Source organism: Halomicrobium sp. HArcel3 (genome assembly GCF_058933135.1).
Window position 1 is genome coordinate 28,276 of record NZ_JBZYDN010000011.1, and the last position, 24,576, is coordinate 52,851.

Consider the following 24,576-nt stretch of genomic DNA (forward strand, 5'->3'; position numbering starts at 1 on the left):
TAGCGGGGCGCACACGAGCTGGTTGCCTTGTCAGAGGGGCAGCCTGCCGGTCGTCCGTGGTACCGGACGACGGCATCTATACCGTCGCCGGGTGGGTAATTCAGTGTAAGTAACTGACTACGATGACTAGCCTGACTAGCGGAGCCACCATGGGATGGACTGCACACTGGATCGATGTTTGAGAGCGAGAGCAGAATCGTTATGTGAGTATCCAACCAGGATGACGACGATAGATGGAGAAGATACGGGAAGTTCACGTCGCGATGCTCTGGCGCGAAGTCGACCGGATACTCGAACCGGTGGCGGAGTACACGCCGGAGGTCGTCTACCTCCTGGAGCACGAAAGCGACGACGTCACACCCCCCGACTATCACGCTGACGTCCGCGAAACACTGGATACGACGGTCCCCACGCTTCGAACGTGTCCAGTCGATCTGTTCGACATGTACGACGTGATGGGTGCCGTCACGACTATCGCTGACAGACACGCCCACGACGAGGTCCGGGTGAACGTCACCAGCGGCACGAAACGATCGGCCGTCGGCGCGACGATGGCCTGCATGGACGAGGGGACGGACGCCACGTCCTACATCGTCGACCCCGAGGAGCGACCGGCAGGGACCGAACAGCCGCTCACAGCCGGCTACGACGGGGCAGCACGACTCACGACCTACCAGATCGATTCCCCGACACCGGACCAGGTCGCCTCGCTGGCCATCATCGAGGCCCACGAGACCGACGCCAAGTCCGCGAAGAAACGCACCCTCCTGGAGGAGGGGATGCGCTACGGATTCGAATTCCTCGATGGGACAGGGAGTCCGTCGAAAGGCGATTACAACGTCCTCAAAGCACGGATCACCGAACCACTACGCGATCGATCGTACATCCAGATCGAAGAACGGGGCACGCGACACTACCTTACACTCACCGACGCCGGCCGCCAGACACTCCGCGCGTTCCGCCACCGGGCAGAGGACGTCATTCAGGACCTCGAGGAGCGCCACGTCGCGAGTGATGGTGACTCGCTCGTCGAGTTCGAGTTAGACAATCCCGTCGGCCCTCTCTTCGGAGATAGCGCTTGACATCCTCCCCGCGCTAGAGCGCGAGGATTCAATGTTTGTCGTCTTCCTGGCCGATTCGTCGAAGCCACGTTCGTAGATGTCTCTCGAACTCGTTGGTTATCGCGGGCACCCGTCTGCAGGCCCCGCACCCGTCAGGGGCCAGAAAAAACACGGGTGGCGCTGTCTCGGTCTAACAGTGGCTGCTAGTTCGGGAGATGACACCAGAAAGGGTGGATGGCAGCTGGTGGTACGCCCGCAGCTTACCGCGATCGAGGCCCGCACTGGTCGTGGCCGCCGACCGCCTGACAGCGAGGACACGGCGCCGCACCGGGTTCGCTGGTCACGAAGGTGTGCTGGCAGCAGCAACACCGGAACTCGAAGGCGGGACTCTGGCTACTCGCCATCGTTGCTGGCAGCAATTTTGGCACAGTACTCGGTCGCCGCTTCGGCCGCGGAGTCGCCGACGCCTTCGACGTCGACACCTGTCTGGGTGGCTCGCCAGCGACCGCCACCGAGTTCCTCCAGGATGACCGTCGTGAGATGGCGGCGTGACTGTCCGGACGATGCCGAGACCGCAGTGGATCGTTGTTCGGGCATACCACTCGGAGCATCGAAGGGGGACCAAAAAGTGGCCAGCCTAGTCCACAGTGGAAGTGAAACTGAATCGACTCAGGGAAGTTCAGTAGACAGTCTCCTCCACTAGCTGGATTGATCCTCACCGGGGTTCGGGACGGAAGGAGTCGAAAGACACTCAGAACAGTTCGTCGAGTGTCCGCTCGCCAGTTGCGTCGTCGTTCAGCACGGCCGGATTCTCGGGGGCAGCATCGGCGTAGAACGTCTGTTCGCGGAGTTCCCGAAGCGTCGTTTCTCCGTCCCCAGCGTCCGTCGGGGTTTCTGGTTCGTCGTATTCGAGTGCGCCACGAACGTCGTCTGGTAGCGATGGCCGCGGGGCATCTTCGTGGCGCTCCACGGTCGCTGTCTTGTGCGTCGCATCGTGGACGGCGCGCATGATTGGGAGCCCACGGAGATAGTTGTACTCCCGCACCAGACGCACGCCGAAGGCAGTGTATCCCCAGAAATCAGCGGGAACGTCGCGGGAATTCGCGTTCGGTTCGTGCGTGTACTGGGTGAGGATTTTGTGGGCCTCGAGATCGGAAAGCTGCTCACTGATCGCCGACCGGCTCCGGGGGATGAAGTACGCGAGTTCGGTCGTCGAGGCGAGATGGGAGGGATGGCCGAGGAGAACCTGGAGAATATTGTGCCGGGTCTCCTGGGAGAGATATCGCTGCACCGTCCGCTGAGCCTCGTAGGGGGTCGCGTCGTCGACGTCGAAGACGTGTGAGATCGAGGGGTTCTCCCCGTCCGCGTTTGGCCCCACAGCAGCGCCTGGTTGGCTCATCGTGTGAAAAAGTACAGGAGCCAACACGGTAAATGTTCCGGGCAAACCACGACGGTTATATGGAAAATTGCCAACGTAGTCGAAGCGTTCATTACACAACAATGATAACGTGAAAACAAGACCATGGCCGACCCGAACCACTACGAACGCGTCCACGCTGCGCTTGAACGCGCACTCAGAGGGATCACGTTCCCTAGTGAGAACTATGCGACACTCCGAACCTGGATAAACAACGAACTTCCACAACTTCAGGCAGCAGGATACACTTCATTCATGGTCTTCGGGAGTTATCGCTCTACGTACCACAAATCACTTCGAATTGCTCAGTATGAACTTGCAAAACCTGCAACGGCTACTGCTGTTGTACTGGGCGACACTCCCGAACTTGGCCTCACACTTGGGGATGAACGAACGGACCCACTCGAGTTCACGTTGAAATTTCACTTACTTACCGAGTTTGCCGACAAGAACATCGGAATTTACGAGAAAGATTCAGGCGGTGAAGCGGTTGAACTCGGACTGCTCAACCAGGGCCCGTGCTTCGCGAAGACGACAGTACTTCCCCGCGACTACTACGGGATCGACACGACAACAGTCGAGTCAGCAGCAGCTGTCAAGGAGATTGCGCGGCATATTGCATTTGCTGACGATTTAGACGCAGACACGAAGAAAGTCGAGTTACGTGGTCTGTTGCAGACCGCCCGGGACAACGGAATCGATATTTCTGAGCACGAGTTGACAGTCTTTCTCGACGAAGAACTCGCGAATCAGAGCGCTGACGAACCGACGTACAGCTGGGTCCATCTCGCGCTGTTCCGCCACTTCGAAGAAGTCGGCCGGTGCCAGACGTGGCACACCGGAGATGATCTCAGGGAGGTCGTCGGAACCATCCGTGACCAGAACACCTCACGGTAGGGCCGAAATCCTTCGTCTTGTATCAGTGAGAGGATGCTACTTTGGCCTGGAGGCTTATGCGCACTAGAACGTTGCCGCTTCGACAACGGAATTCCCGATAACTTCGATACCTACGTCGATATGGATTCCGGGAAGCGGCTGGTCCGTCGTCAATAATGAAGGGTCATCAGATGCTCTCGCCGCAGTACAGCGGCCGACTTATCGCCTGGACGAAATTCCCTCGCTTGGCCTTGCCGTTTCCTGCCACGACCAGAAACAGGTCGAACATCGCGTCAGGTGCAAAATACCCAAGCAATTCGAGGACGTCTTCGCCGTGGCCGGTGGTGTCCGGTGAGTCCTCTGCGACGTAATTCGTCTCGTCCTCGATGGCAAGTGTCTCGGGCAAATCTTTGCTCGGTCGGAGCAACGAATCGACGACGCCAATCCTAACGTTCTGGCCCTCGCTCTTCGGAGCCCGGAGACCGAGCGTTTCTCAGTACGAATCGAAAACGAGCCGTCGGAGATCTAGGATCGAGTCACACAACGGTGGGAGCGCTCGTTTCCCTCGTCGAGCATCCGGACGTCTTCACGTTCGACTTCAATCGATTCCAGCCCGTTTCACTGGACCAACTTCTACTCCTACTGTTAAAATCACGTCAAACTCAACACGTCGTTTCAATAATGGGACAATCTTTAATGCAATTTGGCTGGAAAATATTCCTGGCATGCAAGGGAATGGTGACGAAAGCGAAGCGAACAGGCCTTCTACTCGGCGAACGTTCCTCGGAGCACTCAGTGCTGCAGGGGTGTTCGGTTTGGCCCAGACGCCGGCTTCGGCGATAGGCAACCCGCGATCCGCTGGCCCACCGCGAGGCGATACGGACATCCCGTCGCTCGAGCCGACGAACGTCGAGCGGGTGAGCGAGTTGAGTGACCGGCTCCTGGAGTTTTCCTTCGAGAACCCACTCGTGGACCCGCCGCTCGAAACTGCGAACGTCCGGGTGTTACTCCCGGAGGGGTACGACGAGACAGACGAGACGTATCCGACGATTTACTTGCTCCACGGTGGTGGGAACTCGGCCGCGTCCTGGTCGGACCCGGACCTTAGCCCCGGCGAGATAGGTCCTGGCCCGGTACAGAACTACGTCGACGAGGACGTCGTCGTCGTCATGCCCGACGGGGGTGAAAACGGCTGGTACACTGACTGGTACAACGATGGTGACTTTGGCGCGCCGATGTGGGAGACGTTCCACGTCCACCAGCTCATTCCGTGGGCGGAAGACCGATTCCGACTCCGGTCGGAGCGAGGCGGCCGCGTCGTCGCTGGCCTCTCGATGGGGAGCGCCGGGGCGTTGCAGTACGCCGCTCGGTATCCCGACACGTTCGCCGGCGTGTACGCGTTTTCCGGTGGACCGTTCCCGATAGACCAGTTCCCGTCTGGCTCGACGTTCGTCAACGCCTATGGCGACCCGTCCGAACAGGAGACCAGGGTCCGCGGCCTCAATCCGAACGAGCTGACCGAGAACTATCGAAATCTCCGGCTCTACATGGCAGTCGGCAAGGCCGAGGGCGCAAGTGGGCCCGCTGCCGAAATCGAAGCGATAGCGTACGAGAACTTCCTGACGTTCGTGGAGAATCTGGACGAGACCGGGATCGACTACACCTTCGACGTCTTCCCCGAGGGCGTCCACGACTGGCCCTACTGGCAAACGTACCTCGAGGGAGTGCTGCCGGATATGATGGACGTCTTCGCCAGCGAGCCAGTCGATCCCAGCGGTTTCACCCACGAGACGATACTGCGGAACTTCGACATCTGGGGCTGGCAGATCGACCGGGCGGACACAAACCGGCAAACCGCGGAATTCCTCACACTCGAAGACGTGACGTCGGACGGGCTGACGATTACTGGCCGCGGGAAGACGGTCGTCACGACGCCCGGCGACTACGAGTCCGGCCAGAAGTATCGGGTCACCCAAGACGGCGGCGCTGCGACCGTGCGACCGAGGACGGTCCGGGCCGACGAGGACGGCTCTCTCACCTTCGCCGTTCACCTCGGTCCCGCGGCCGAAACGGGTAGCGACGTCGCCAATCAGCCCGAATCCGCGACGATCTCGATCGCACCGTTTGAGTGCGGCCGTTCGAACGGCCAGGAATAAGATCGGGCACGTCGATCTATCGTCTTACCGCTGTTGTGGAAACTGTGGTTTCTGTGTCCACTGCGGCCGGCAGCTAATCGGGCGTGCGCAGCTGGAATGTGGGAATTCGATCACCCCTCGCCCCTTCTGGGGGCGATAAAATAGCGTGGGAGGAGCCCGGCCGCTCAAATACACCGTTGTGCCATGAGAATTGCGTGCTGGCGAAGTAGAATGTTGATGCAGTTGCAGACGTTCAATCAGGATTTCCCTCGACATTGAGGGGTCTTTCCCGGTGAATTCTATCCCCCACCACTCAACCGCAAACCGCCAGATGTCGACCCACAAGATAGATACCCGTGTCGCTCGCCAGTTGTGATGAATGAGTGCCAAAAACCAACTGTCGGTGGCGCTCGGAGCGGGGACAGTGTACGCCGTCACGTACACGATATTCAGTTTCGTCCTCCTCTGGGGACAGACCGTCCCCCGTCAGGGCGAGGGTGTCGTGCTCGTCGCGGGTGCACTGGCGTACTTCGGGGTCGGGATGGTGGTTCTCTGCGGCGTGCCGACGTTCCTGGCGGCGCGGTTCGGGCTGGTGTCGCCGCTGGCTCTCTTCGGACTGTTCGTCGCTCTGTCGACGGTCGGGGACATCTTCATCTCCGGGCCCGAGTTTTACTCGCTCTACCTCACCGTCTGGTACCTCTTCCTCGTGCCGATGGTCGCAGCAGGGGTAGTCGAGTACGCCATCCGTGAGGGGCTTAGTTTCCACTCACCGAGACCGGTCGTGTAGCCCGGCACGGACGAGCAGAGGTAGCCGCCAGTCATGATCCCCGCGTTCGACGGAGGCACACCGAGACACGGCGACGACGTGCTCCGTGAAAATCGATATCGTCCAGGATTCGTCGGTGTGCGAACTCATTGCTGGAGTGCGAAGGTTGGAGAACCCCCGCACCCCCTCGGGGGGTGATAAATTCCCGTCGTCTGCGGATTGCGGAAATGTCGGCATCAGTCTACAGCAAGCAGCGTTTCAGCTATCGCCGAGAATGAGTCGGAGTAGTCACTGACTCATAGAGACCACAGCGCAGATACCACGCCCTTGAGGGCGTGGAGGAAGCGCGTCACTTGATCGTTCACTCCTCGTGTAACGGCCCGCTGGAATCCAACCCCTTCGCTCCCCTGAGCAAGAGACCGCGCCAGGTCAAACCGTGCGCGTCTTTCACATCCGTTAGCCGATCGTACTGTCCGTCGTCGACTTCGATTCGAATCTCTCGAATATATGTTTGATAGCATCATGTTATTTTTACGCCTTTGGATTGTACATTCTGGTGTTGGATGGTCGCCGAAACTACCGCCACGAAAACGCTCGAGGCCACGCTTGCGCCGCCAACGGCGCACAAAGAGCGGCGTCTCGAACGGACTGTGGCGACCTACCGCCGTGCTCTCGAGGACGCCTTCGAGAGTGGTGCGGATACGCAGTCGGCGGTCAACGACGTTGTCACGCCGTACACGCTCACGTCCTACGCCAAGGACGCGCTCAAGAGCTACGTCCCGCAACTCCGCCGGACGTACGACGCGGCGGAGATCGAGGACGACCACCCGGTCCGATTCACGAACCGGGGCTTCCGAATCGACCACTCCAGTAAGCGTGCTCACGAGTTCTGCTGGCGCGTTCCACAGGCCGGACGTGGCAACGCGTTCTGGATTCCGCTTCGAATCAACCCGGCGCAGGAATCGCTCTGGTTCGACCTGTTCGACGGCGACGTGACAGTTGGCGAGTTTCGACTCCAACAGCACCGGACGGCCTGGGTGCTGCACGTCACCGTCGAGTACGACGTCGCCGACCCGGAACCGCCGGACGATCCGACTCGAATCGGCTTCGACATCGGTGAGTCCAAACTGCTGACGGGCTGTGCCTGTCAGGACGGCACTCCGACCCAACCGTACATCTACGATGGCGGTCGTGCGCGAGCGCTCCGCAAGGAGATGCACACCACGCTGAAGCGCCTGCAAGAACGAGACGCTGATCAGTGGCGCGTGAACGAACGCTTCGACTACTATCAGAACGCGCTGACGGATATCGTCGAGAAGGCGTCGCGTGAAGCCGTCGACTACGCCGCATCCTTCAAGGACCCGGTGATAGTCCTCGAGGACTTGTCTCACATCCGTGAGAACCTCGATTACGGTACGTACATGAACAGGCGCTTGCACGCGTGGGCGTTCGCCCGGCTTACTGGTCGTATCGAGGACAAGGCCCTCGAAGCGGGTATCCCAGTCGAATTCGTGAATCCGCGCTACACGAGCCAGACGTGCCACGCGTGCGGACATATCGGCCGTCGTGGGTCGCAAGCGGCGTTCACGTGTACGAATGCTGCGTGTTGGGTCACGGAGTACCAGGCAGATATCAACGCGGCCGCGAACATCGCCGGTCGCGTCAACCCGTGGGGAGAGAGCGTTCCCTGGAAACCGGAGCGCGATGACTCGCCACGGGACGGGAGCACCATTGACAGTGCCACAGCCCGCCGCGAGCCGAGTGCGAGACCCGCACAGACGACGCTCGCGGAGTGGGGCTGAAACCGCACCGGTCGGTTCAGCAGGCCGGATTCCCCGTGTCGGGGATTCCCCTGCCTTCAGGCAGGTGGAGGATGTCAATCTAACTCACACTCCGAAACGAGAAGCCCTGCCTCAACCACTAGCAGTCTCGTGATCGAAGTAGGAGAGCGTCGCTGCAGTCACGCGATTGCTGAACTCATCTGTGACAGTTCCTTGAACGCCCGCGATGTGGATATCGTCTTTCAGCGTCGCGAGCGTCCACGGGAGAACGAAACTTTGCGTCCCCGGTTCCCCACGAACCCACGCGTTACTCGGGACTCTGAGACTGCCCGAGTGATGTGATTGCGTGATGAATGCAACGGCGATGGATTCTTCGTCCGAATAGGGTAGAGAATCAGTCGCCACCACGAGCCACGGCCGAGGATTGCCACTTGTCGACTTGAACGGATCTGGAGCCCAGACCACCTCACCCTCGTCAGCCATTGCGCACTATACCTCCTCGTCGTCCGAAATCGGATCGACCGCCGAATCCATCCACGTCTCGACCTCTTCGTCGGAGAAGCCACCGTCGATGTCGTCTGCAGTGGAGGCTCCGTGGATCCCTGCAGATGCGATGGTGTGTTCTGTATCAGCGATCGCCCAGTAGCGCCCCCGGTGGTCGACGACGTCGTGTCGTTCCAGACGCTTGAGCGTCGGTCCGACGCTCCCCCGCGGAACATCGACCGCATCGACGAGCTCCCGCTGCCGGAATGCCTTTTCTGCATTCGCGAGGAGGAATCTGTATATTTTCCCCTGGGTGGTATCGGGTGAGAGGTCAAGGCTCGTAGTGTCGTCTTCCCCTATCGTTTCGAAGTCGTCCTTGGAGATTGGCATCGTTGGTATCAATTTGTATCAGTTGCTATTAGTTCTTATCACAGTCCGATACTCGTGACGTCTCGTCGTGGGTCTCCTGATCGTCGAAGTAGACCAGTGCTCCACTTGCGAACTCGTTGTTACAATGCGAAGGTCTGGATGCCCCCGCACCCCTTCAGGGGGCGATACAATGCCGTCGTCGGAGCAGGGCTGAAAGATGGTGAGCGAGCCAGTTAGGCGGCTCTAGCAAGTCTACGGCCGAAACCATACGGCTCAGATGAACTTCGTTGTAGTCGTATACTGGGTCTGTCGGAATCGGTTTCTCCACTCTGCAACCAGCGGTCAGGTACCGATTCCACGGAAGTACTTCACGCCTCCTTCGCTACGTCCTTCCCTGTCTCGGGGTAATAGGAGACAGTCGTTCTCAGGTCTGGACTGTCGATGAAGCAGGTCCTGAACCGACCTGCTGTGATAGCCAGTTTCCTAGCGCTGCACTCAGGGCACCTGCCACAGCAACGAACAGGACTCCAATCATGGCTGTTGCGAGCAGCAGAACCGTCTGAACTATTCCGAACCACAGTGGCTGGTCGAACGTGGGAATCACAGCGCCGACAGTGGCAATGTTCCAGACGAGGGGCAGCGAGGCAACCAGTCCTGTTCGAAGCCCGACCCGGTGCGCCATCTTCCTCCCGTCGAGCGTCATCACTCCTCCGATGAGTCCTGCCCAGAGAATGATATTGTATTCGAGTACCCCTGTTTCCGGAGCGTTGTTCAGTACGTACGCCGCTGAACCGAGGCCAGCGGGAAGAGCGTAGGCCCAAGGATGGTCTGTTACGAAATTTCGGAGGGCACCAATCATATGAGGCAGTTGTCACAACGTCGATTCCTGCCATAAATGTATGTGGTAGTCGATCACCGATGCGTCACCAGACGACGGCCGCCATCAGTGGGAACTGATGGCTACTCGGGCGCTCGGTGAACGTGGATCTCCGCGTCGTCGTGGACCCACGCCTGGAGTTTCTCGATCATGTAGGTCCGTGCGTCGTCCTCGTCGAAGACGTCCCTGTCGAGCATGTCTCGCGTGATCGACCGCAATGCGCGAAGCCGACCACGAAGGGCGCCATCGCCGACTGGTTCGCCGTCGTTCCACCGGACCGGGACGAGTGCGCCGTTGCCGGCAGTGGTGCCCTCGTTCGTGCGATGGGCAACGTGATCCATCGCGAAGGAGACCGTCCGGTACGCCGTGATATTGAACTCCCGATCGACGACGTAGAACGCTTCGTGCGTGAGGTAGTAGAGACGCTCTGCACAGATTGTTTCCAGTGTGAGGGCGATTGCGTTCGGTTCCATCTCGACCGGCGTCGCCCGGTACCGACCGCTGTCGACCGAGATCGCGGCGCCGTCGGGCTGGACTTCCAGCATGAGTTCGAGCCGGTTTCGCTGGTCGGTACTCGGGACTGTCCCACCGAAGGGCGTCTCGGCTGTGATATCCGTCGCCAGCAGGAGTTCGTAGGCGCCCTCGTGTGAGTAGTGCAGGTTGTATCGTCCGTCGGGTCGCTCGTACGCGACCAGTGCTCTGTGTGCCATGATGTGCTGCGGGATTGCCCCCGCACCCCTCGGGGGGCGATAAAACGCCGGAAGACAGCTATCGGGTGTCTGGAATTACTGGAGTCGGAGAAAGACCCAGGAGAACGCGGTCTCGACGGTCACCTCGAATCCGGTATTCCATCAAGTCGAGTTATGGAATATCCTATGCGACATGAGATACTATATCGGGGTAGACAGGGGGGAACAGATGAGTCGCGACGAGAGCAAGCACGTCCAGACGGAGCTGAGCGAGGACGAGTACGAACGGTTCCGGAAGTTTGCGGAGCAACACGGCCTCTCCCTCGAAGAGGCCGGCCACGAGGCCGTGCTCGAGTGGATCGAACGCCAGCAGCAGGCCGATCCCAACGACCGGGCGTTTACCGTCCTCGACGAACTCGACTCGGGATCGAACCCGGATGGAGTATCGACGGACGCACGGACCGAAGACGACCTTGTCGACGAATGGCACGGGAGTGACGAGACGTTCACGCTCGCCGACGACCCGTCCTCCCAGTCCTGACTCACATGGCTGAGCCAGTTGAGACGCCGATCGGGATGGACACTGCGGAGCACTTTCGACCTGGCAGGATTCGCGATCAGGTAGTCGTCGGCCCGAAGTTCCTGTACGCCCTGTTCAATCCCCGGGACCAGATGCACGCGGTGTCCCGGGCGTTCATGGACTTCGTGCGTGACGGTGATCCTCATCGCAGCCTACATGGACGAGCGAGAGGTCGACCACATTCTCGGTGTAGCCCAGGACGAGTATCGTGCGTTTGTGTACCACACCCTGGCTAATTTTAATATTCCACCCGCCTGAGAGGTAACTGAAGTCTTCGACACACCGAAGCAGGTGACTCCGATGATACACGCTCGCCACACACCGCGGACGGCCAGTTTGCCCCTGCCCGTAGCCGCGGGTCGCGTTCTCGGCGAGCTTCTACGTTCCCAAGACGCGGAGTCCCCGGATATCGACGACTGGTCTGGTGAACGTCGCAAATCAGCGTACGTCTACCAGGCCGGCAATGTCCGGTTACACCTGCCCGCATAACTCGGCCCCCACGCGGACTACCCGCCCGGGGTTGGGGAACACGGGCTCGCCGCCAGACCTCACCCAGCCACAGTTCTGTCACTCTGGCACGGGCTGACTGGCCAGGGGAGGCCGCGGCGTTCTGACCAGTTCGCGCGTGAGAATCGTGCGAACACGTAGCTCCTGACGCCCACGAGGCGTTCCGAGCTACTGCTACGCAGTCGCCATCCACGACCAGCGACGGCTGTGCGCACCGATGGAACGGAGTTCCATCGAGACTCGCGAACGCTTCGCGTTCGCTCACAAGCCCTGGAGTCTCCGTTGGCGTCCTGCCGAGCAAGGCGAGGTGGTTCGAGAGAGCGAAGCTCTCTCGTCATCCCGAAAATCTTCGATTTTCGGGCGACAGGGCTCGGGAGGCTCGCGGTATGAGCCTCCCGGTGAGGGACGCGGGACTTTGGATCCCGAGGTCGGGAGTTCAGATTCGCTTCGCGAATCTGAGCCCTGCCAGACGCAGCGCGCACTCCGTGCGCGACCGTCTGGCTCCGGTTCGATTCGCCGGGAGAGCGGAGCTCTCCCGTGCCCTGGCTCGCTCCGCTCGCCAGGACTCCCCGGGGCGATTGCCGCGCTGGTGTGCCGACGTGGTGTAGTCCGGCTAGCATACGGCCTTGTCGGGGCCGTGATCTGGGTTCAAATCCCAGCGTCGGCGTCTGACAGGGATGTTCATCGAGGCAGGCACTATCCTGCCGGTTCGGCCTCGTGCCGTTCCGGCAGTACTGGGCCCGGAAGGGTCTGTAACCTGCATGGTCCGATGTAACATTCCCGACCGCTTCGGCGGTCGAAGCACGCCCCCACGCGACGGGAGAGTCTGCGAGCAATTGCTACTCTCACCGTCGCGCAGACGTATAGACGTACAACCAACTTCGGGTCGATGGTCCAGCGGTCCACGATCCGTGCCTTGGGTGCACGGGACCGAGGTTCGAATCCTCGTCGACCCATTGAGCCGCGACTGGGCATCGGCGAACCCAGCGGCCTGCTACGCCGTGGTCGCCACTAGTCGACCTCTCGGTTCGAATCCGAGTCGTGGCGTTTGGTGAGACAGGCAGATGGGTGACTGCGCTCGATTCGAAATCGAGAGCCGCGAGGCTTCTGGGTTCGACTCCCAGTCTCACCGTCGGCGGGATTCCCCTAGCCTGGCTAAGGGGCCGTGCTGGAACCACGGTGCCCGCATAGGGCACGGGCGTTCGAATCGCCCTTCCGCCGTTTCCGCGGTAGCCAAGTGGCCGAAGGCGGCGAGCTTAAGACTCGCTACGTAGGTATTCGGAGGTTCGAATCCTCCCCGCGGAACTACGCCGCCATGCCCGAGCGGTCCAAGGGGCACGGTTGAGATCCGTGTGTGCGGAGGCACGCCCAGGTTCGAGTCCTGGTGGCGGTATGCCGAGCGAAAGCGAGGCACGCCTCGGAAGACAAGCGGAATGAGTCTTCCGGCGGTATGCCGGCCATCGCGCCGGCGTATGATTCCCTCACTTGCGTCGCCGTACTCAAGTGGTCAACGAGATGTGGCTCAGAACCACTGGCGTAGGTCCTACCCAGGTTCGAATCCTGGCGGCGACATTCGCACCGGCCGGTGCACTGGAGTCACAACCAGCCACCTTCGATGGTGTCAGTATCGGAGAGACAGACGGCTGACAGCGGTCGGTGCATTCCTGTCGAATCGGCCCCCTCACCAGCAGACTGGGTCGAGTGGGAGGGATACTTCGTCTGACACTTACAGACGACGGGCGAGAGCCCCTCGTTCCGAGGAAGAGACGCCTCGGTGTAAGCTGGCGGAGCAATCCGTCGGCCAAACAACCCCCTCCCACGGTTTTCCCCAGTTCCAGTGAGGCGCGATGCTCTCGCATAGTTACTTCCCGTGGTCCAGCGGCCACGACGCCTCCCTGTAAAGGAGGAGACGCACGTTCGAGTCGTGCCGGGGAGACTCGGCGCACACGCGTGCGCCAACTGGTATTGGATCAAACACGCCCTGTCGATAGTAGATCGACTCCGCGAAGCGATTCGGTCCTCTCGCCGATGACCCCCGAACGGGGCGAGGCCCGCCGTGCTCCAGTGGAGTAGTGGCCAAACTTACGGCTCTCTCGAGGCCGAGCCCTCGGTTCGAATCCGGGCTGGAGCGTGTGCCGCGAGCACATCGCGAGGGCACATCGACACCACGCCAGCAGACCGTCCATAGCTCAGTGGCCAGAGCGCCCGGCTGTAGACCGGGACGTCCCTCGTTCGAATCGAGGTGGGCGGATCTGCGGGATAGGGTAGTGGCAAGCCCGCGGGGCTCATAACCCCGAGGCCCAGGTTCGAGTCCTGGTCCCGCAATCTGGCAGGCGGTCCAGTGGAGTGGACGGGCCGCTGACTTCGGCGAGAGCGCAGGTTCGACTCCTGCCCTGCCAATCGAGGTGAGCATGCATGGGACTGTTCGATACTGTGAAACTTTTCGAGGGAGTGCACCTCCCCGACTACCCTGACGTAGTCGCACCGGCAAGCGACGTCGCGTGGCAGACGAAAGGCATCGACCGACCAGCGATGGAGACATTTCGCATCACGGCAGACGGCCACCTCTACAAGGAGGAGGTCCACTACGAACGCGTACCGCCCGAAGACCGACCGTACGCGAGTCGTGACGACGTCGACGAAGACGATCTCTTGTACGGGGCCGGCTGTCGGAAGCAGATCCACGACGGGTGGACCCACCGCGATTCGTACCACGGTCGGTTCCGGATTACGCACTCGTTCGACGCCGTGGAATCACTTGTCTCCTACCAGGTGACGTTCACACATGGCCAGCTGGAGGGGTTCGAGCGAGCTGGTTGAATTGTGGTGATGCCACTACTAGAACACTGGATCCCCATCCGGAGACCTCGCTTCGAATTCGGGTTGGAGCACTGCGGGCCGCAAGCAAACCAAGGTGGTGCGGCGGGCCCTTAACCCGCGCTATGCCGGGTTCGATTCCCGGGCGGCCCTCTTGCCGGGCGGTCCCGCCTGGTGCGGGAACTCGGCTGTTACCCGAGTCGCGCGAGGTTCAAGTCCTTGGCCCGGCGTTTTCCGCGGACCCCTAGCTCAATTCGGCAGAGCATCGTCCTGGCAGGACGAAAGCTCCGGGTTCGAATCCCGGGAGTGTCCACTTGGACGGCACACACCGTCCAGCGTAGAGGCGCTATATCCGAGGGAGTTTCCATCTCTCTCATTCACAGATGCGCTAGTAGTCCGGTTTGGCCAGGACGCCGGCCTTCAAAGCCGGAGGCCCCGGTTCGAATCCGGGGTGATGCATGTGGGCCCGGAGCCTATGAGGACAGGCACGCGGCTTTTAACCGCAAGATAGCGGGTTCGAATCCCGTCGGGCCCTTCGAGTCGCGGAGGCAGAGTAGGTGAGCAATCTTCGCTGTCCAGCGACAAGACGACTGCACGAGTGCTCCCTTGGTGTACCTGGACAACACGCGGGCCTTTCGAGCCCGAACGCCGGGTTCGATTCCCGGAGGGAGTATTGGTGGAACGATGGCGAACCTTGGACTACGCCGGCCAGAAAAGCTGGCGAATCCAAGTTCGGACATCGCTCCACCGAGTATTCGATTCGACCCTTCGCGGGGACGCCGTCGAGGTGGCGAGATACTTCGTCTCCACTCTGGACACGGCCAGGCCATGTCGGCCTGCGCCCTCGCCACCATTTTTCCGGCGTCCTTGCGAACGAACGACCAGGCAGAACGCTGTAGCACGGTACGCTGACAGCGTCCTGCTCGCCGCTGGACACGACCCAACTGGGTGGTCGTCGAGACGGAGCGTTCCTTCTATCAGGCACCTCAGTGGGTTCGAGTCCCACCGGTAGACCATTCGGTCTATCGTCACGTCCGGACAAAGGGGTCAGTCCCTGACACCGGACACCGCTCCGTCGGTTTTCCGGCCACCCATCACTCATACACGGCGACCGTCGAGTCGGAGCGATACTTCAGTGGCCAACGCGGGTTCAAATCCCGCCGGGAGGCCGAACGGCCTGCCGTATCGTCCAGACAAAGGGAGCGCCCCGACAATGGACACCGCTCCGGCGATTTTCCGGTCGCCGACATTCATCAACCAGGTGGCCGTCCATCTGGAGCGATACTTCGCCTGTGGAGCGAGAGATCTGGGTTCGAATCCCAGGAGCGGAGCGACCGCTCTGGTGCAACGTGGTAGCACACTATCGTCCGCTCCAGTAATTTTCCGGCCACCGTTTTTGTCCCCGTAGCTCAGCCAGGACAGAGCACCGGCCTTCGAAGCCGGGTGTCGCACGTTCGAATCGTGCCGGGGACGTGTGCTGCGAGCGATAGCGAGCAGCCGAGTCCCACCAGGATTCGAACCCTGGAAGTCGCAGTCCCGGAACGGCGCTCTGCGCCGCATGCCCGGAACGTCTTCCTCTGGTTCGAATTCCGGAAGACGCGTCGCGTCTTCCGGCCTTCGCGAAGCTTCTGCTTCGCTCAGTCCTGCCGGGGACGTCTACCGCTCGCGAACGCCGTGAGCGGCCACCCTTCGGGGTCGCCTCTTGCGGCTCCGGTGATAGCAATGCGATTCAACGACACCACTCAGACGGTCGCGGAGGCGACGCGAACCACCAACCACGAGGGAGGTGAAGCGTTCGACCCTGCCGACCCACGACTCGCCCTGTACAAGCGCACGATCAACCAGCTGCTGGAGGACTCGTACTACGAGGACGACGAGGAGCACCTCGGTGCGGTCGTCGAACGGTTCGACGCCGCGGCCGACGCGGAGCCGGAGTTCGTCCTGCAGCTCGCCGCGTACGCGCGCCAGGAGCTGTACCTGCGGGACATCCCACAGCTCCTGCTCGTGCTCGCCGCGAACGACGACCGGTTCAAGGACGACTCCGACGAGTCGCTGATCCGGGAGTGGGCGCCCGCCATCGTCCAGCGCATGGACGAGACGGCGACGGCGCTGGCCGTCCACGACGAACTCTTCGGCGGGACGGCACCGTGGCCGCTCCGGCGCGGTATCGAGGACGCCCTCGTCGGGATGGCCGACGCGTACACGCTCGGCAAGTACGAGCTCTCGCGACGCGAGGTCACGCTCCGGGACGTGTTCAACCGCGTCCACCCGACGCCAGTCGACGAGGAACAGGAGGTCCTGTTCGAGCGGTTCATGCGCGGCGACCTGGACGACTACCCGGACGTCGAGCCGCTGCCGTCGCCGAAGACCTGGGAGACGGTCGTCTCCGAGCGCGGCAACACCCGGGACGCCTGGGAGACGCTGATCGAGGGCGACGAGTACTCGCTGCCGATCTTCGCGTCGATCCGGAACCTCCGGAACATGCTCGAAGCGGGTGTGGACGAGAAAGTCATCGTCGACCACCTCGACCTGGAGGCGGTGCGCCACGCACCCCTGTACCCCTTCCGGTACTACCAGGTCTACACGGCGCTGCAGGATGCCGGGATCGACGCACCCGCCGTCGAGCGCTGGCTGGAGCAGGCCGTCGACGTCTCGGTCGAGCACGTCCCCGACGGCCTCGGCGACACGTTCGTCGGCGTCGACCTCTCCGGGTCGATGGATATGGTGCTCTCGGAGCACAGCACGCTCCGGTACAAGGAGATCGGGGCGCTGTTCGGTGCGGTGCTGGCCGACCAGGGCGCCCGCGTCGGTGGGTTCGGTGACGACTTCCGCGAGGTGTCGATGCACGTCGACACGCCGGTCCTCCAGCGCCAGGACGCCGTGCTCGGTATCGACGACGACGTCGGGAACTCGACGAACGGCTGGAAGGTGCTGGCGAACCTCCGCGAGGAGGCCATCGCCGTCGAGCGAGTCGTCCTGTTCACGGACATGCAGATCTGGGACTCGACGTACTTCGGATCCGACCGGACGGTCCGCGAGGAGTTCGAGGCATACCGTGACGAGGTCGCCCCCGATGCGTCGCTGTACATGATCGACCTGGCGTCGTACGGCGACCTCGTGACCCCCGAAGGGTACGAGGACGTCTACAACGTCTCGGGCTGGTCCGAGAACGTCCTCGAGTTCATCGAGCACGCGGAAGACACGGCGCAGGTCATCGACGAGATCGAGGCCTTCGAGCCGGCGTGAACGGGACGCCGCTCGCACGATTGTCGTTGATCGACAGCACTGCGTGTGCGACTGAACCCAATCCTTGGCCGGCGTGGGTTGACCTCGATCGGCGTGTGCACGCTGTTTTATTCTTGTCACACCAAAGCGGAAATTGTTTTGACTGTCGTGACCATCTTCACCCATGCAGATCCGGCCCGACAGAGAGACCCTTCAGACGCCGGAGCGACTGGATACGCGTTTCGGTGTCGTGGCCGGTCTCTACGTCGCTGCGCTGATCGCGCCCGCCCTCTTGCTTGTCGTTGTCAAGCGACTGCAACTGGGTAGTGAGTCCACGGCGATCGGATTGCTCGGGGCAGTCGTGACGGTCTGTACAGCCGTGGTGGCGTGGCAAGTCACGCGCCGGGGCGGAATCGTCGCGTGGTTCAACTCCACGTGGACAGCGCTGCTCGTCCCTGCTGTCGGAATAATCCCGCTGTTCGTGTACTTCTGGTACGTGTTCCTGTTCATCGCGTTCACTGTCACGGATCTCCAGCCGGAGAGCGCGGCAAATCTCATCGGGTTTGCCGGTTTCCTCTCGGGAATAGCGGCTACCTGTCTGGGAACCGCGCTGGTTCAGATGGCCCGCGCTCGTATCGTAGACGAGACGGTCGTGGACAGCGACGTCCGCGTCGAATGGACGGCGGGGTGGCCACGGCGGGACCGGGTAAGGGTCGCGATCGGCACGCTCGTCGCCGTCGGCCTGCCGTTCGGACTGGCCTTCTGGCAATGGGGGCAGATAGTATTCCATGCGCTCCCACTCGGGATTGTGCTGGTGTTCAGTATCGCCAGCCTGGTGGACGAGCGGACGTATCGTTTGACCCCCGCGGGGCTGGAACAGCGACGAGGGACGAGATGGTTCGTCTCTCTTCAGCTTACCCCGTGGTCCCAGTTCGACGGAGTTAGCGTCACCGACGACGCGGTCGTTCTCCACCGACAGCTGCCCTACATCGACATTCGATGCTCACGCCAGGATCTCGTGACTCACGAGGCAGATGTAATCGCAGCACTCGAAGCGCATCTCGACCGGCGAGACCTGTAGCAGCTCTTTGTATCTCGTTGGTCACGCCACTCGCTAGTACCACGTCGACAGAGCTGTTTTCCTCTTCGTTCGCAGCGTGCGAGTAGTGTAGTCTGGCCCATCACCCGGTCCTGCCACGACCGAAACGGGTGTTCGAATCACCCCTCGCGCATCCGAAGCGTCACTCGTCGGCACTGTCCACGAACCCCGGTTCATTTGAGGTGAAACCACATGGCAATTTCCCACGATCGCACTGACTCGACAGCGACAGCTATCGTCTCGATCCGGATCCCCAGCAGCGGGGTCGACCTCGTTACGAGCGCGGAAAATCGTCTCGCACGGACAGACGACGTCGTGAGTGTCGTCGTCGACGGACTGCGTGGACTCGAACCGGGGCTCTCGGCGACTGTCGTGACCGTCGAGGTGACGATAGCGCTCCGCACAGACGTTGCCACGGGCGAATTGCGAGAGCGGCTCGCTCGGTTCGTCGCCGTTAAAGAGCAGCGAAGCGGACGTGGCACGCGTATACCATCCGCTCCGGACTCACCACTTCTCTTGGCGTGTCATGCCTGACACCGCTCGTGTGCTCTGTTGGCGAACTCGGTGGTCGTGTACCGGGCGTCAGTCGGCCAGTGCTACCAGCGTCCCGCCGGTCTCCTGGTCACGGGTTAACGCCCAGAGGACCGGGACGTAGAGCCGGCCACCTGAAGCAACCGCGTCGTAGCCGATGTTACCCGGCTGTGTACGCCGCCAGCGGATCTCGCCGCTCTCTCGGTCCACGGCGACCGTCTCAATCCGCTCGTCGAGCTGTGGCTTCTCCGTGGTGACGACGACCGATCGATCGGTCACGAGTGGGCGTGTCCGCAGGAAGACGCCCTTCTCGGAGGCAAGGGAGATGCGCCAGTGCTCGGTTCCATCTGCGGTGTCGAGCGCCACGAGCGCCCCATCCACGGTCGGGAAGTAGAGCCGGTCGCCGTCGGTCGAGACGCCGGCCGTCGGTCGAACGGGGGCCGTCCAGCTTCCCTCCCCGGTTCCTGCCGACAGCGCGTGGAGCCGCTCGCCAGGGATGTATGCGTCGCCGTCGACCACCGTCGGGGTATCGAAGGACGTCTCCCCGGGTGCATAGCGCCACTCCGTCGACGGATCCCCGGTCGTGTCCGGTTGGACGGCGACCACGCTCCCAAGCACGTGTGTCGTGTAGAGGACGTGGCCGCCACCAGCCGCAGGGACGGCCGACGAGAACCGGTCGTCGCCAGTGGTGTAGGTCCACCCCTCTCGGCCGCGTGTGTCGAGCGCCAGCAGCGTATCGCCGGTGGAGGCAAACACCCGGCCGGCACGACCGAGGACAGCCTCGTTCACCGACCCGTCGGTCTCCCGGCTCCACCGCGGGCTTCCATCACGAGCGTCGAGCGCGTAGACACCATCCAGACCGCCGATGTACACCGAGCCGCGGTGGACGATCGGTGGACACCCTGAGTGGCCGAGACCACTGCCCGGTAGCTCTTGGCGCCAGCGTTCGACTCCGTCGGTGTCGATGGCGAGTACCGCTCCGCTCCCGTCCGACTCCTGCCCTGGACCGGCCTGAATGAACACCCGGTCACCGACCACGACCGGGGAGGTCAGCCCGCCGTCGAAGCTGACCGACCAGGCGGGGGTGGGGTCATCGACCCGGACCTCGGGAGCGAACCCCGCGTGTCCGGGGGTACGTCCGAACTGCGGCCAGTCGCGCTCCTCGCCAGGGAGCGGGTCAGTCGTCGTCTCGGCGGTCCGGGGCCAGTCCCCGCCGAGTCCGTCGGTCGAGCAGCCGGCGAGAGCAGCACTCCCGCCGACCGCGATGGTGGTGAGTAGTCGGCGCCTGGTGTGGAGGGACACTATTGTCACCGCTGTTGCCGAGAAAATAACAGTGTCGATGGGGATAGGGCGGACTTCTGAGTATCTCCTCAGTCAGCAACAGGCCTTCCCGAGTAGCACCTGGGAACGTCGTGGTTTCTGGATCGCTCTCACCCGGGTGGCAGAACAACCCTTACTCCGGCGTAGTGAAGCGGAACTCGAGAGCGCCGCGTCAGCTCGTCGGGAGCCGCACTACCCCACCGCTGTCACGGAGGGAGACGTACAGCCGGCTATCGGTCGCTGCCACGCCGACCCGGGAAGACTCCGGCTCGTAGCGCCACCTCCGTGCCCCGCTAGCAGGGTCGTACGCTGCAATCTCGTGGTCGCTGGCCACGACGAGGAGCTCACCGACACGCTCCAGTGCCGCGACCGTCCCGCCGATCGCGATATCGGTCGTCGTCTGCCACCGTCGAGTACCATCGTGAGCGAAGGCGTCCAGCCGGACCAGTATCCCGCCGTCCGGTTCGTCGACCGAGCTTGCGACGAAAACCCCCTCTGCGGTCGCTGTCACGGTTTCGAGTTCGTACCCGCCGGTTCGACGCCACTGAACGGTTCCCCCGTCGGTATCGATGGCGACCAGTTCGTCCGGGCGGTCGTCACGACCAGCCTGGACGTAGACGTGCTCGGCAAGCCAGATCGGCGACCCGAAGTAACTGCGCACCTCGCCGGCCACCCCTGTCCGCCACACGACGTGTCCGTTGCGAGCGCGACGCAGTCGAACGGTAGAGTTGCGGGCCGTCACGATCTGGTCACCTGCAGCCACGACGTACGGGTAGCCGTCGCGAGACGGCGTTTCCCACAGCAGGTCACCAGTCGACGGAGCGAGCGTAACGAGCTTCCTGCCGCCGTCCGGAGACGTGACTCCGACGATACAGGCCGCATCACTGAGCGTCGGGAACGGGTACTCTGGACCGGGCTGCCGGAACCGACGCGAGCCGGTTTGCGCGTCGTATCCGACGATCGACTCGGTGTCCGAGTCGACGCCAACCAGCAGCGAGCCGTGGCGACCGAGCCACCCGTCTTGGGATTGCCCATCTTCGTGCCACAGCACCTCGCCCGATAGCCCAACCGTGTAGAGGTCTCCGTCCGTACTGTGGACGTGGACTGGTCCGCCCGATGCCGGAACGGCTGGCCGTAATTCGATTGGCCCACCCGTTTCGACACCGAAGAGACGCTCGCCGTCGGCTGTGAACCCGTGAAGTCGTTTGTCCTGTCCGCCGACGACAACGTGCGTGTCGGTCGCGGCCGGTGGTCCTGCTGTCGAGGCAGCGTCGAAGTCACGCTCCCAGCGGGGTTCGACGCCCGACGGTACCGATGGCAGGCTACACCCTGCCAGCCCGACCGTCCCTGCCGACGCGATAGACGCGAGCGCCTGGCGACGCGACCAGCCCCTGCCATTCCATCGGGCGGTCACGTGCCGTGGCTCTTGCTCGTCTCCGCTAGGATCACGCATCGGTGATCGCCTCCGGGGCGAGCCGTGTCAGACCGAAGTTCTGTCCGAGATAGACGGTTTCACCGGTCGTCTGTGCCCACTCGACGCTGCCGCCGTCTTCGAACGGCCTCCCATCGAGCGGGACTGCGCGAACACGCGTCCCATCCCGTTCGTGGACGTAGAGCACGGTTGGGGTAAACGGGACGGTGCCGCTTGGGCCACGGATGTGGTGCTTCCCGCCGACTAGCGTCACCAGACGGTCACCGACCTCCATCGGCCCGTGGGTCACGGCGTTCGCGAGGTCGTCGCGCCACAGCTCTTGCCCGGAAGTCCCATCGAACGCTCGGAGAGTATAGTCCGCGCCACCGACGTACACCCTTTCCTCGGTCACCAGTGGCCGTGTGAACACAGTGTTGGCGAGTGCGCCACGCCAGGTGGCCGTCCCGGTCGCGGTGTCGAGCGCCAGCAACTCCTCAGTGGCGGCGCCGAGGTACGCGGTCCCGTCCGTCGTTCCGACGGCCGACAGGGCAGCGCCAATCTCCCGTGTCCACTCAACCGCTCCGATCCGGTCGAGGAAGACCACGCGACCGTCGACGAGCGGTGCCACGACACCAATCGATGTCACGCCAGGAGCGCCTGACAGCGATGCGGACAGCTCGTGGGTGAACAGCGTCTCACCGTCAGTCCGGGCGACACCGACCAGTCGGTCGGGCACGTCGTCTTCGGTGCCGGAGATCGGAACGACGATGCGATCATCCAGGGGTATCGGGGCGAACTCGACGACACCAGGGTCGGCCGCATCGATGGGGGCGAGCGGGCGCTGCCAGACGGTCTCACCCGTGGCTGCATCGACGGCGACCATCGTTTCGGCTTTCGAGATTGCGTACGCTCGCCCGTCACCGACGCCGATGGGCGACTTGTAGCCTTTTGCGACCGTCACCGTCCAGGTAGTCTCACCGGTCTGGCTATCCAGGCCAGCGACGATCGGTCGATCACGGAACGGGCTGTGCGACCCGGCCAAGAGATTCCCGGCAGTAGTCAGCGCGACGGACGACGGTTCACGAACATCCGCATACCACGACCGCTGTATCGGGGACGACGCCTCACCGCGAAGCTCGGTGCAGCCGGGGATGCTACCGACGAAGCCGGCTACGACGCCCAGAGCACCACGGCGCGTCATGGAGGGCATTTGTGGGCCGTTCTAATGGCCGTTATATCACTCTTGCATTCAAGGGGAGGGGGTCTGAATCAGGTGAGACGATGGTCGACTCGAGTGATCCTGGTTTCCCCGTCACGAGTCTACTGTTGGAAACGAGAGAGACCGCATGCCCGGAGCGGACGATCGCGAGCGACGCGGAGGTCTCGTGAGCGGAGCGAACGAGACGCCGGTGAGCTTGCTCACCGGAAGGTGGCAGCGGCGCGCGGGGCGAGCCGTTGCGAACGATCTGACTTAGAAAGACGCACGAGACCTTCGTTTAGCCAGTCAAGAGTCGAAGTAGGCCTCACACTCGGCGATCATCTGGTCGACGAAGCCTGTCGTCACTTCCCCTTGCGGATTGACGATCGCCCGGTGTTTGATCGTTGCGACGACCCAGGGCGAGCAGTACGACGTCTTCGCTGGATCGTTGCCGCTGATCCAGTCGCTACCGACTTCGTGATTGGCCGGAAGGTCGCTCGTGGTCAGGGCGGCACAGATGTACTCCTGGCCTGGATACGGTAACGAATCCGCGACGAGGACGAGCCACAGTCGCGGGTTCGATCCCTGCCTGAAGGGATCCGGTGCCCAGAAGACAGCTCCGTTCTCGTACGCGCTACTCACGGTCCTCGCGCGGGTCGACCGCGTGCTCCATCCACTCGTCGTACTCGAAGGACTCCGTTTCGTGACTCGCCGCGACGGCACTGGCATGCTCGACGGCGTCGTTCAGGCTCCGTTCGTGGTCGCTGATCCGCCAGTACTTCCCGCGATGGTCGACGCGGCCCGACTCCCGGAGCCGGACGAGTGTCGGTCCGACGGAGCCCCGTTTGACGTCTGTCGCCTCGGCGACTTCGCTTTGCGTGAACGCCTGGTCGGCGTTGGCTTCGAGGAACGAGAGGATCTCGCCGGCGTTCGTGCCCGGTGACGGGGCGTCGCCGTCGTCGTCGATCTCTTCGAAGCGGTCTGTACTGATCGGCATCGGTGTATCGGTATGTATCGGATGTACTAATCCCTTGTCCTCACACTTCTCACCCGGAGGTGGATCACATCTGTGGAATCGGCAGGAGACTCCATGGACGAGTCGGTTCGTGAGCGAAACCAAGTCCGCACCTGCCACGGAATGGGGTAGGAAATCAATCCTACGACAACTGGAGTGAGAGCCTCACTGACGAAAGCGGCGACAGGAGGTTTAATAGGCCGGTGCGCGGGAATACGAGATGTCCGACCATGGGTGGTGCCTCGAGGAGCGTCGGTGAACGGAGGGAACGCCAGCGTCTCCGACCGAGTATCTACGTCGGGGTGTTGATCGTCCTGGCACTCGGAATTGCGTGGCTCGTCGACCAACACACGTCCCTGGCGTTCGTCGAGACGTTCATCATCCTCTCTGGCATCGGGAGTCTCCCAGCGATTGTCCGG

22 protein-coding genes and 16 tRNA genes are annotated in these 24,576 nt (G+C 62.3%); 26 read left to right on the plus strand and 12 right to left on the minus strand.

The genetic code is table 11. The features are described 5' to 3' along the window. Positions 1-233: 233 nt before the first annotated feature. Positions 234-1,082: an HFX_2341 family transcriptional regulator domain-containing protein gene (locus tag AC5FRV_RS19510; RefSeq protein ID WP_493562760.1), complete on the plus strand. Its 849-nt coding sequence runs from the start codon at positions 234-236 to the stop codon at positions 1,080-1,082. Between the two features lie 372 nt (positions 1,083-1,454). Here AC5FRV_RS19510 and AC5FRV_RS19515 read toward each other — a convergent pair whose 3' ends face one another. Then, the gene (locus tag AC5FRV_RS19515; protein ID WP_493562761.1) at positions 1,455-1,658 is read right to left on the minus strand and encodes a hypothetical protein; all 204 of its coding nucleotides are present in this window, start codon (positions 1,656-1,658) and stop codon (positions 1,455-1,457) included. 154 nt (positions 1,659-1,812) lie between these two features. Next, entirely contained in the window at positions 1,813-2,460 is a 648-nt protein-coding gene (locus AC5FRV_RS19520; RefSeq protein WP_493562762.1) for a winged helix-turn-helix domain-containing protein, read from the minus strand. 123 nt (positions 2,461-2,583) lie between these two features. On the opposite strand from AC5FRV_RS19520, the gene AC5FRV_RS19525 reads away from it, so the two are divergent. Next, on the plus strand, positions 2,584-3,375 hold the full coding sequence (locus AC5FRV_RS19525) for a DUF8170 family protein (RefSeq protein WP_493562763.1): 792 nt from the start codon (positions 2,584-2,586) through the stop codon (positions 3,373-3,375). 166 nt (positions 3,376-3,541) lie between these two features. Here AC5FRV_RS19525 and AC5FRV_RS19530 read toward each other — a convergent pair whose 3' ends face one another. Continuing rightward, positions 3,542-3,760, minus strand: coding sequence for a hypothetical protein (locus AC5FRV_RS19530; protein ID WP_493562764.1), 219 nt, complete (start codon positions 3,758-3,760; stop codon positions 3,542-3,544). A 511-nt stretch (positions 3,761-4,271) separates the two neighbouring features. On the opposite strand from AC5FRV_RS19530, the gene AC5FRV_RS19535 reads away from it, so the two are divergent. The 3 genes from AC5FRV_RS19535 (at position 4,272) to AC5FRV_RS19545 (ending at position 8,057) form a co-directional block, all read left to right on the plus strand. Then, positions 4,272-5,510: an alpha/beta hydrolase gene (locus AC5FRV_RS19535; RefSeq protein WP_493562765.1), complete on the plus strand. Its 1,239-nt coding sequence runs from the start codon at positions 4,272-4,274 to the stop codon at positions 5,508-5,510. A 358-nt stretch (positions 5,511-5,868) separates the two neighbouring features. Continuing rightward, the gene (locus AC5FRV_RS19540) at positions 5,869-6,276 is read left to right on the plus strand and encodes a hypothetical protein (RefSeq protein WP_493562766.1); all 408 of its coding nucleotides are present in this window, start codon (positions 5,869-5,871) and stop codon (positions 6,274-6,276) included. Positions 6,277-6,818: 542 nt separating this feature from the next. After that, positions 6,819-8,057 carry an RNA-guided endonuclease TnpB family protein gene (locus AC5FRV_RS19545; RefSeq protein ID WP_493562767.1) on the plus strand — a complete coding sequence of 413 codons (1,239 nt, stop codon included), beginning with the start codon at positions 6,819-6,821 and terminating at the stop codon, positions 8,055-8,057. Positions 8,058-8,168: 111 nt separating this feature from the next. Here AC5FRV_RS19545 and AC5FRV_RS19550 read toward each other — a convergent pair whose 3' ends face one another. The 4 genes from AC5FRV_RS19550 to AC5FRV_RS19565 all read right to left on the minus strand — a co-directional run bounded on the left by AC5FRV_RS19550 (position 8,169) and on the right by AC5FRV_RS19565 (position 10,475). Continuing rightward, positions 8,169-8,519 (minus strand): type II toxin-antitoxin system PemK/MazF family toxin, encoded by a 351-nt coding sequence (locus AC5FRV_RS19550; RefSeq protein WP_493562768.1) that lies wholly within the window; start codon positions 8,517-8,519, stop codon positions 8,169-8,171. 6 nt (positions 8,520-8,525) lie between these two features. Beyond that, a complete protein-coding gene (locus AC5FRV_RS19555; protein WP_493562769.1) occupies positions 8,526-8,909 on the minus strand; it encodes a MarR family transcriptional regulator in 384 nt (127 codons plus the stop codon). A 403-nt stretch (positions 8,910-9,312) separates the two neighbouring features. Then, positions 9,313-9,747, minus strand: a complete 435-nt coding sequence (locus AC5FRV_RS19560; protein ID WP_493562770.1) for a DUF5518 domain-containing protein — start codon at positions 9,745-9,747, stop codon at positions 9,313-9,315. 101 nt (positions 9,748-9,848) lie between these two features. After that, positions 9,849-10,475 carry a DUF6735 family protein gene (locus AC5FRV_RS19565; RefSeq protein ID WP_493562771.1) on the minus strand — a complete coding sequence of 209 codons (627 nt, stop codon included), beginning with the start codon at positions 10,473-10,475 and terminating at the stop codon, positions 9,849-9,851. Positions 10,476-10,683: 208 nt separating this feature from the next. Here AC5FRV_RS19565 and AC5FRV_RS19570 point away from each other — a divergent pair, with 208 nt between their 5' ends. The 21 genes from AC5FRV_RS19570 to AC5FRV_RS19670 all read left to right on the plus strand — a co-directional run bounded on the left by AC5FRV_RS19570 (position 10,684) and on the right by AC5FRV_RS19670 (position 19,216). Beyond that, positions 10,684-10,995 (plus strand): hypothetical protein, encoded by a 312-nt coding sequence (locus AC5FRV_RS19570; protein WP_493562772.1) that lies wholly within the window; start codon positions 10,684-10,686, stop codon positions 10,993-10,995. Between the two features lie 1,139 nt (positions 10,996-12,134). Next, a tRNA-Asp gene (locus tag AC5FRV_RS19575) sits at positions 12,135-12,208 on the plus strand. Between the two features lie 216 nt (positions 12,209-12,424). Then, positions 12,425-12,497, plus strand: a tRNA-Pro gene (locus AC5FRV_RS19580). A 94-nt stretch (positions 12,498-12,591) separates the two neighbouring features. Then, a tRNA-Ser gene (locus AC5FRV_RS19585) sits at positions 12,592-12,673 on the plus strand. Positions 12,674-12,675: 2 nt separating this feature from the next. After that, positions 12,676-12,762: transfer RNA gene (locus AC5FRV_RS19590), tRNA-Ser, on the plus strand. A gap of 2 nt (positions 12,763-12,764) precedes the next feature. After that, positions 12,765-12,846 (plus strand) — tRNA-Leu (locus AC5FRV_RS19595). Between the two features lie 4 nt (positions 12,847-12,850). Then, positions 12,851-12,934: transfer RNA gene (locus AC5FRV_RS19600), tRNA-Leu, on the plus strand. Positions 12,935-13,030: 96 nt separating this feature from the next. After that, a tRNA-Leu gene (locus tag AC5FRV_RS19605) sits at positions 13,031-13,113 on the plus strand. A gap of 292 nt (positions 13,114-13,405) precedes the next feature. Then, positions 13,406-13,477: transfer RNA gene (locus AC5FRV_RS19610), tRNA-Tyr, on the plus strand. A 122-nt stretch (positions 13,478-13,599) separates the two neighbouring features. Beyond that, a tRNA-Glu gene (locus AC5FRV_RS19615) sits at positions 13,600-13,672 on the plus strand. 47 nt (positions 13,673-13,719) lie between these two features. Then, a tRNA-Tyr gene (locus AC5FRV_RS19620) sits at positions 13,720-13,792 on the plus strand. A 2-nt stretch (positions 13,793-13,794) separates the two neighbouring features. Beyond that, a tRNA-Met gene (locus tag AC5FRV_RS19625) sits at positions 13,795-13,866 on the plus strand. A gap of 90 nt (positions 13,867-13,956) precedes the next feature. Further along, the gene (locus AC5FRV_RS19630) at positions 13,957-14,361 is read left to right on the plus strand and encodes a hypothetical protein (protein WP_493562773.1); all 405 of its coding nucleotides are present in this window, start codon (positions 13,957-13,959) and stop codon (positions 14,359-14,361) included. Between the two features lie 235 nt (positions 14,362-14,596). After that, positions 14,597-14,671 (plus strand) — tRNA-Ala (locus tag AC5FRV_RS19635). Positions 14,672-14,820: 149 nt separating this feature from the next. Then, positions 14,821-14,893, plus strand: a tRNA-Lys gene (locus tag AC5FRV_RS19640). A 65-nt stretch (positions 14,894-14,958) separates the two neighbouring features. Beyond that, a tRNA-Glu gene (locus AC5FRV_RS19645) sits at positions 14,959-15,031 on the plus strand. Positions 15,032-15,756: 725 nt separating this feature from the next. Continuing rightward, positions 15,757-15,831: transfer RNA gene (locus tag AC5FRV_RS19650), tRNA-Arg, on the plus strand. Between the two features lie 249 nt (positions 15,832-16,080). Beyond that, entirely contained in the window at positions 16,081-17,604 is a 1,524-nt protein-coding gene (locus AC5FRV_RS19655; protein WP_493562774.1) for a TROVE domain-containing protein, read from the plus strand. 163 nt (positions 17,605-17,767) lie between these two features. Beyond that, entirely contained in the window at positions 17,768-18,664 is an 897-nt protein-coding gene (locus AC5FRV_RS19660; RefSeq protein WP_493562775.1) for a hypothetical protein, read from the plus strand. A 76-nt stretch (positions 18,665-18,740) separates the two neighbouring features. Further along, a tRNA-Gly gene (locus tag AC5FRV_RS19665) sits at positions 18,741-18,815 on the plus strand. A gap of 59 nt (positions 18,816-18,874) precedes the next feature. Then, positions 18,875-19,216, plus strand: a complete 342-nt coding sequence (locus AC5FRV_RS19670) for a hypothetical protein (RefSeq protein WP_493562776.1) — start codon at positions 18,875-18,877, stop codon at positions 19,214-19,216. Between the two features lie 48 nt (positions 19,217-19,264). Here AC5FRV_RS19670 and AC5FRV_RS19675 read toward each other — a convergent pair whose 3' ends face one another. The 5 genes from AC5FRV_RS19675 to AC5FRV_RS19695 all read right to left on the minus strand — a co-directional run bounded on the left by AC5FRV_RS19675 (position 19,265) and on the right by AC5FRV_RS19695 (position 24,139). Further along, positions 19,265-20,515, minus strand: a complete 1,251-nt coding sequence (locus AC5FRV_RS19675; protein WP_493562777.1) for an outer membrane protein assembly factor BamB family protein — start codon at positions 20,513-20,515, stop codon at positions 19,265-19,267. Between the two features lie 190 nt (positions 20,516-20,705). Then, complete coding sequence (locus AC5FRV_RS19680; RefSeq protein WP_493562778.1) at positions 20,706-21,986, minus strand: outer membrane protein assembly factor BamB family protein; 1,281 nt, start codon at positions 21,984-21,986, stop codon at positions 20,706-20,708. Continuing rightward, positions 21,979-23,154 (minus strand): outer membrane protein assembly factor BamB family protein, encoded by a 1,176-nt coding sequence (locus AC5FRV_RS19685; protein WP_493562779.1) that lies wholly within the window; start codon positions 23,152-23,154, stop codon positions 21,979-21,981. Before AC5FRV_RS19685 ends, AC5FRV_RS19680 begins: the two co-directional genes overlap by 8 nt. Before the next feature lie 294 nt (positions 23,155-23,448). After that, positions 23,449-23,784, minus strand: coding sequence for a hypothetical protein (locus tag AC5FRV_RS19690; RefSeq protein ID WP_493562780.1), 336 nt, complete (start codon positions 23,782-23,784; stop codon positions 23,449-23,451). Continuing rightward, positions 23,777-24,139 carry a MarR family transcriptional regulator gene (locus tag AC5FRV_RS19695; RefSeq protein ID WP_493562781.1) on the minus strand — a complete coding sequence of 121 codons (363 nt, stop codon included), beginning with the start codon at positions 24,137-24,139 and terminating at the stop codon, positions 23,777-23,779. The genes AC5FRV_RS19690 and AC5FRV_RS19695 overlap by 8 nt, the downstream gene beginning before the upstream one ends. Positions 24,140-24,576 lie beyond the last annotated feature (437 nt).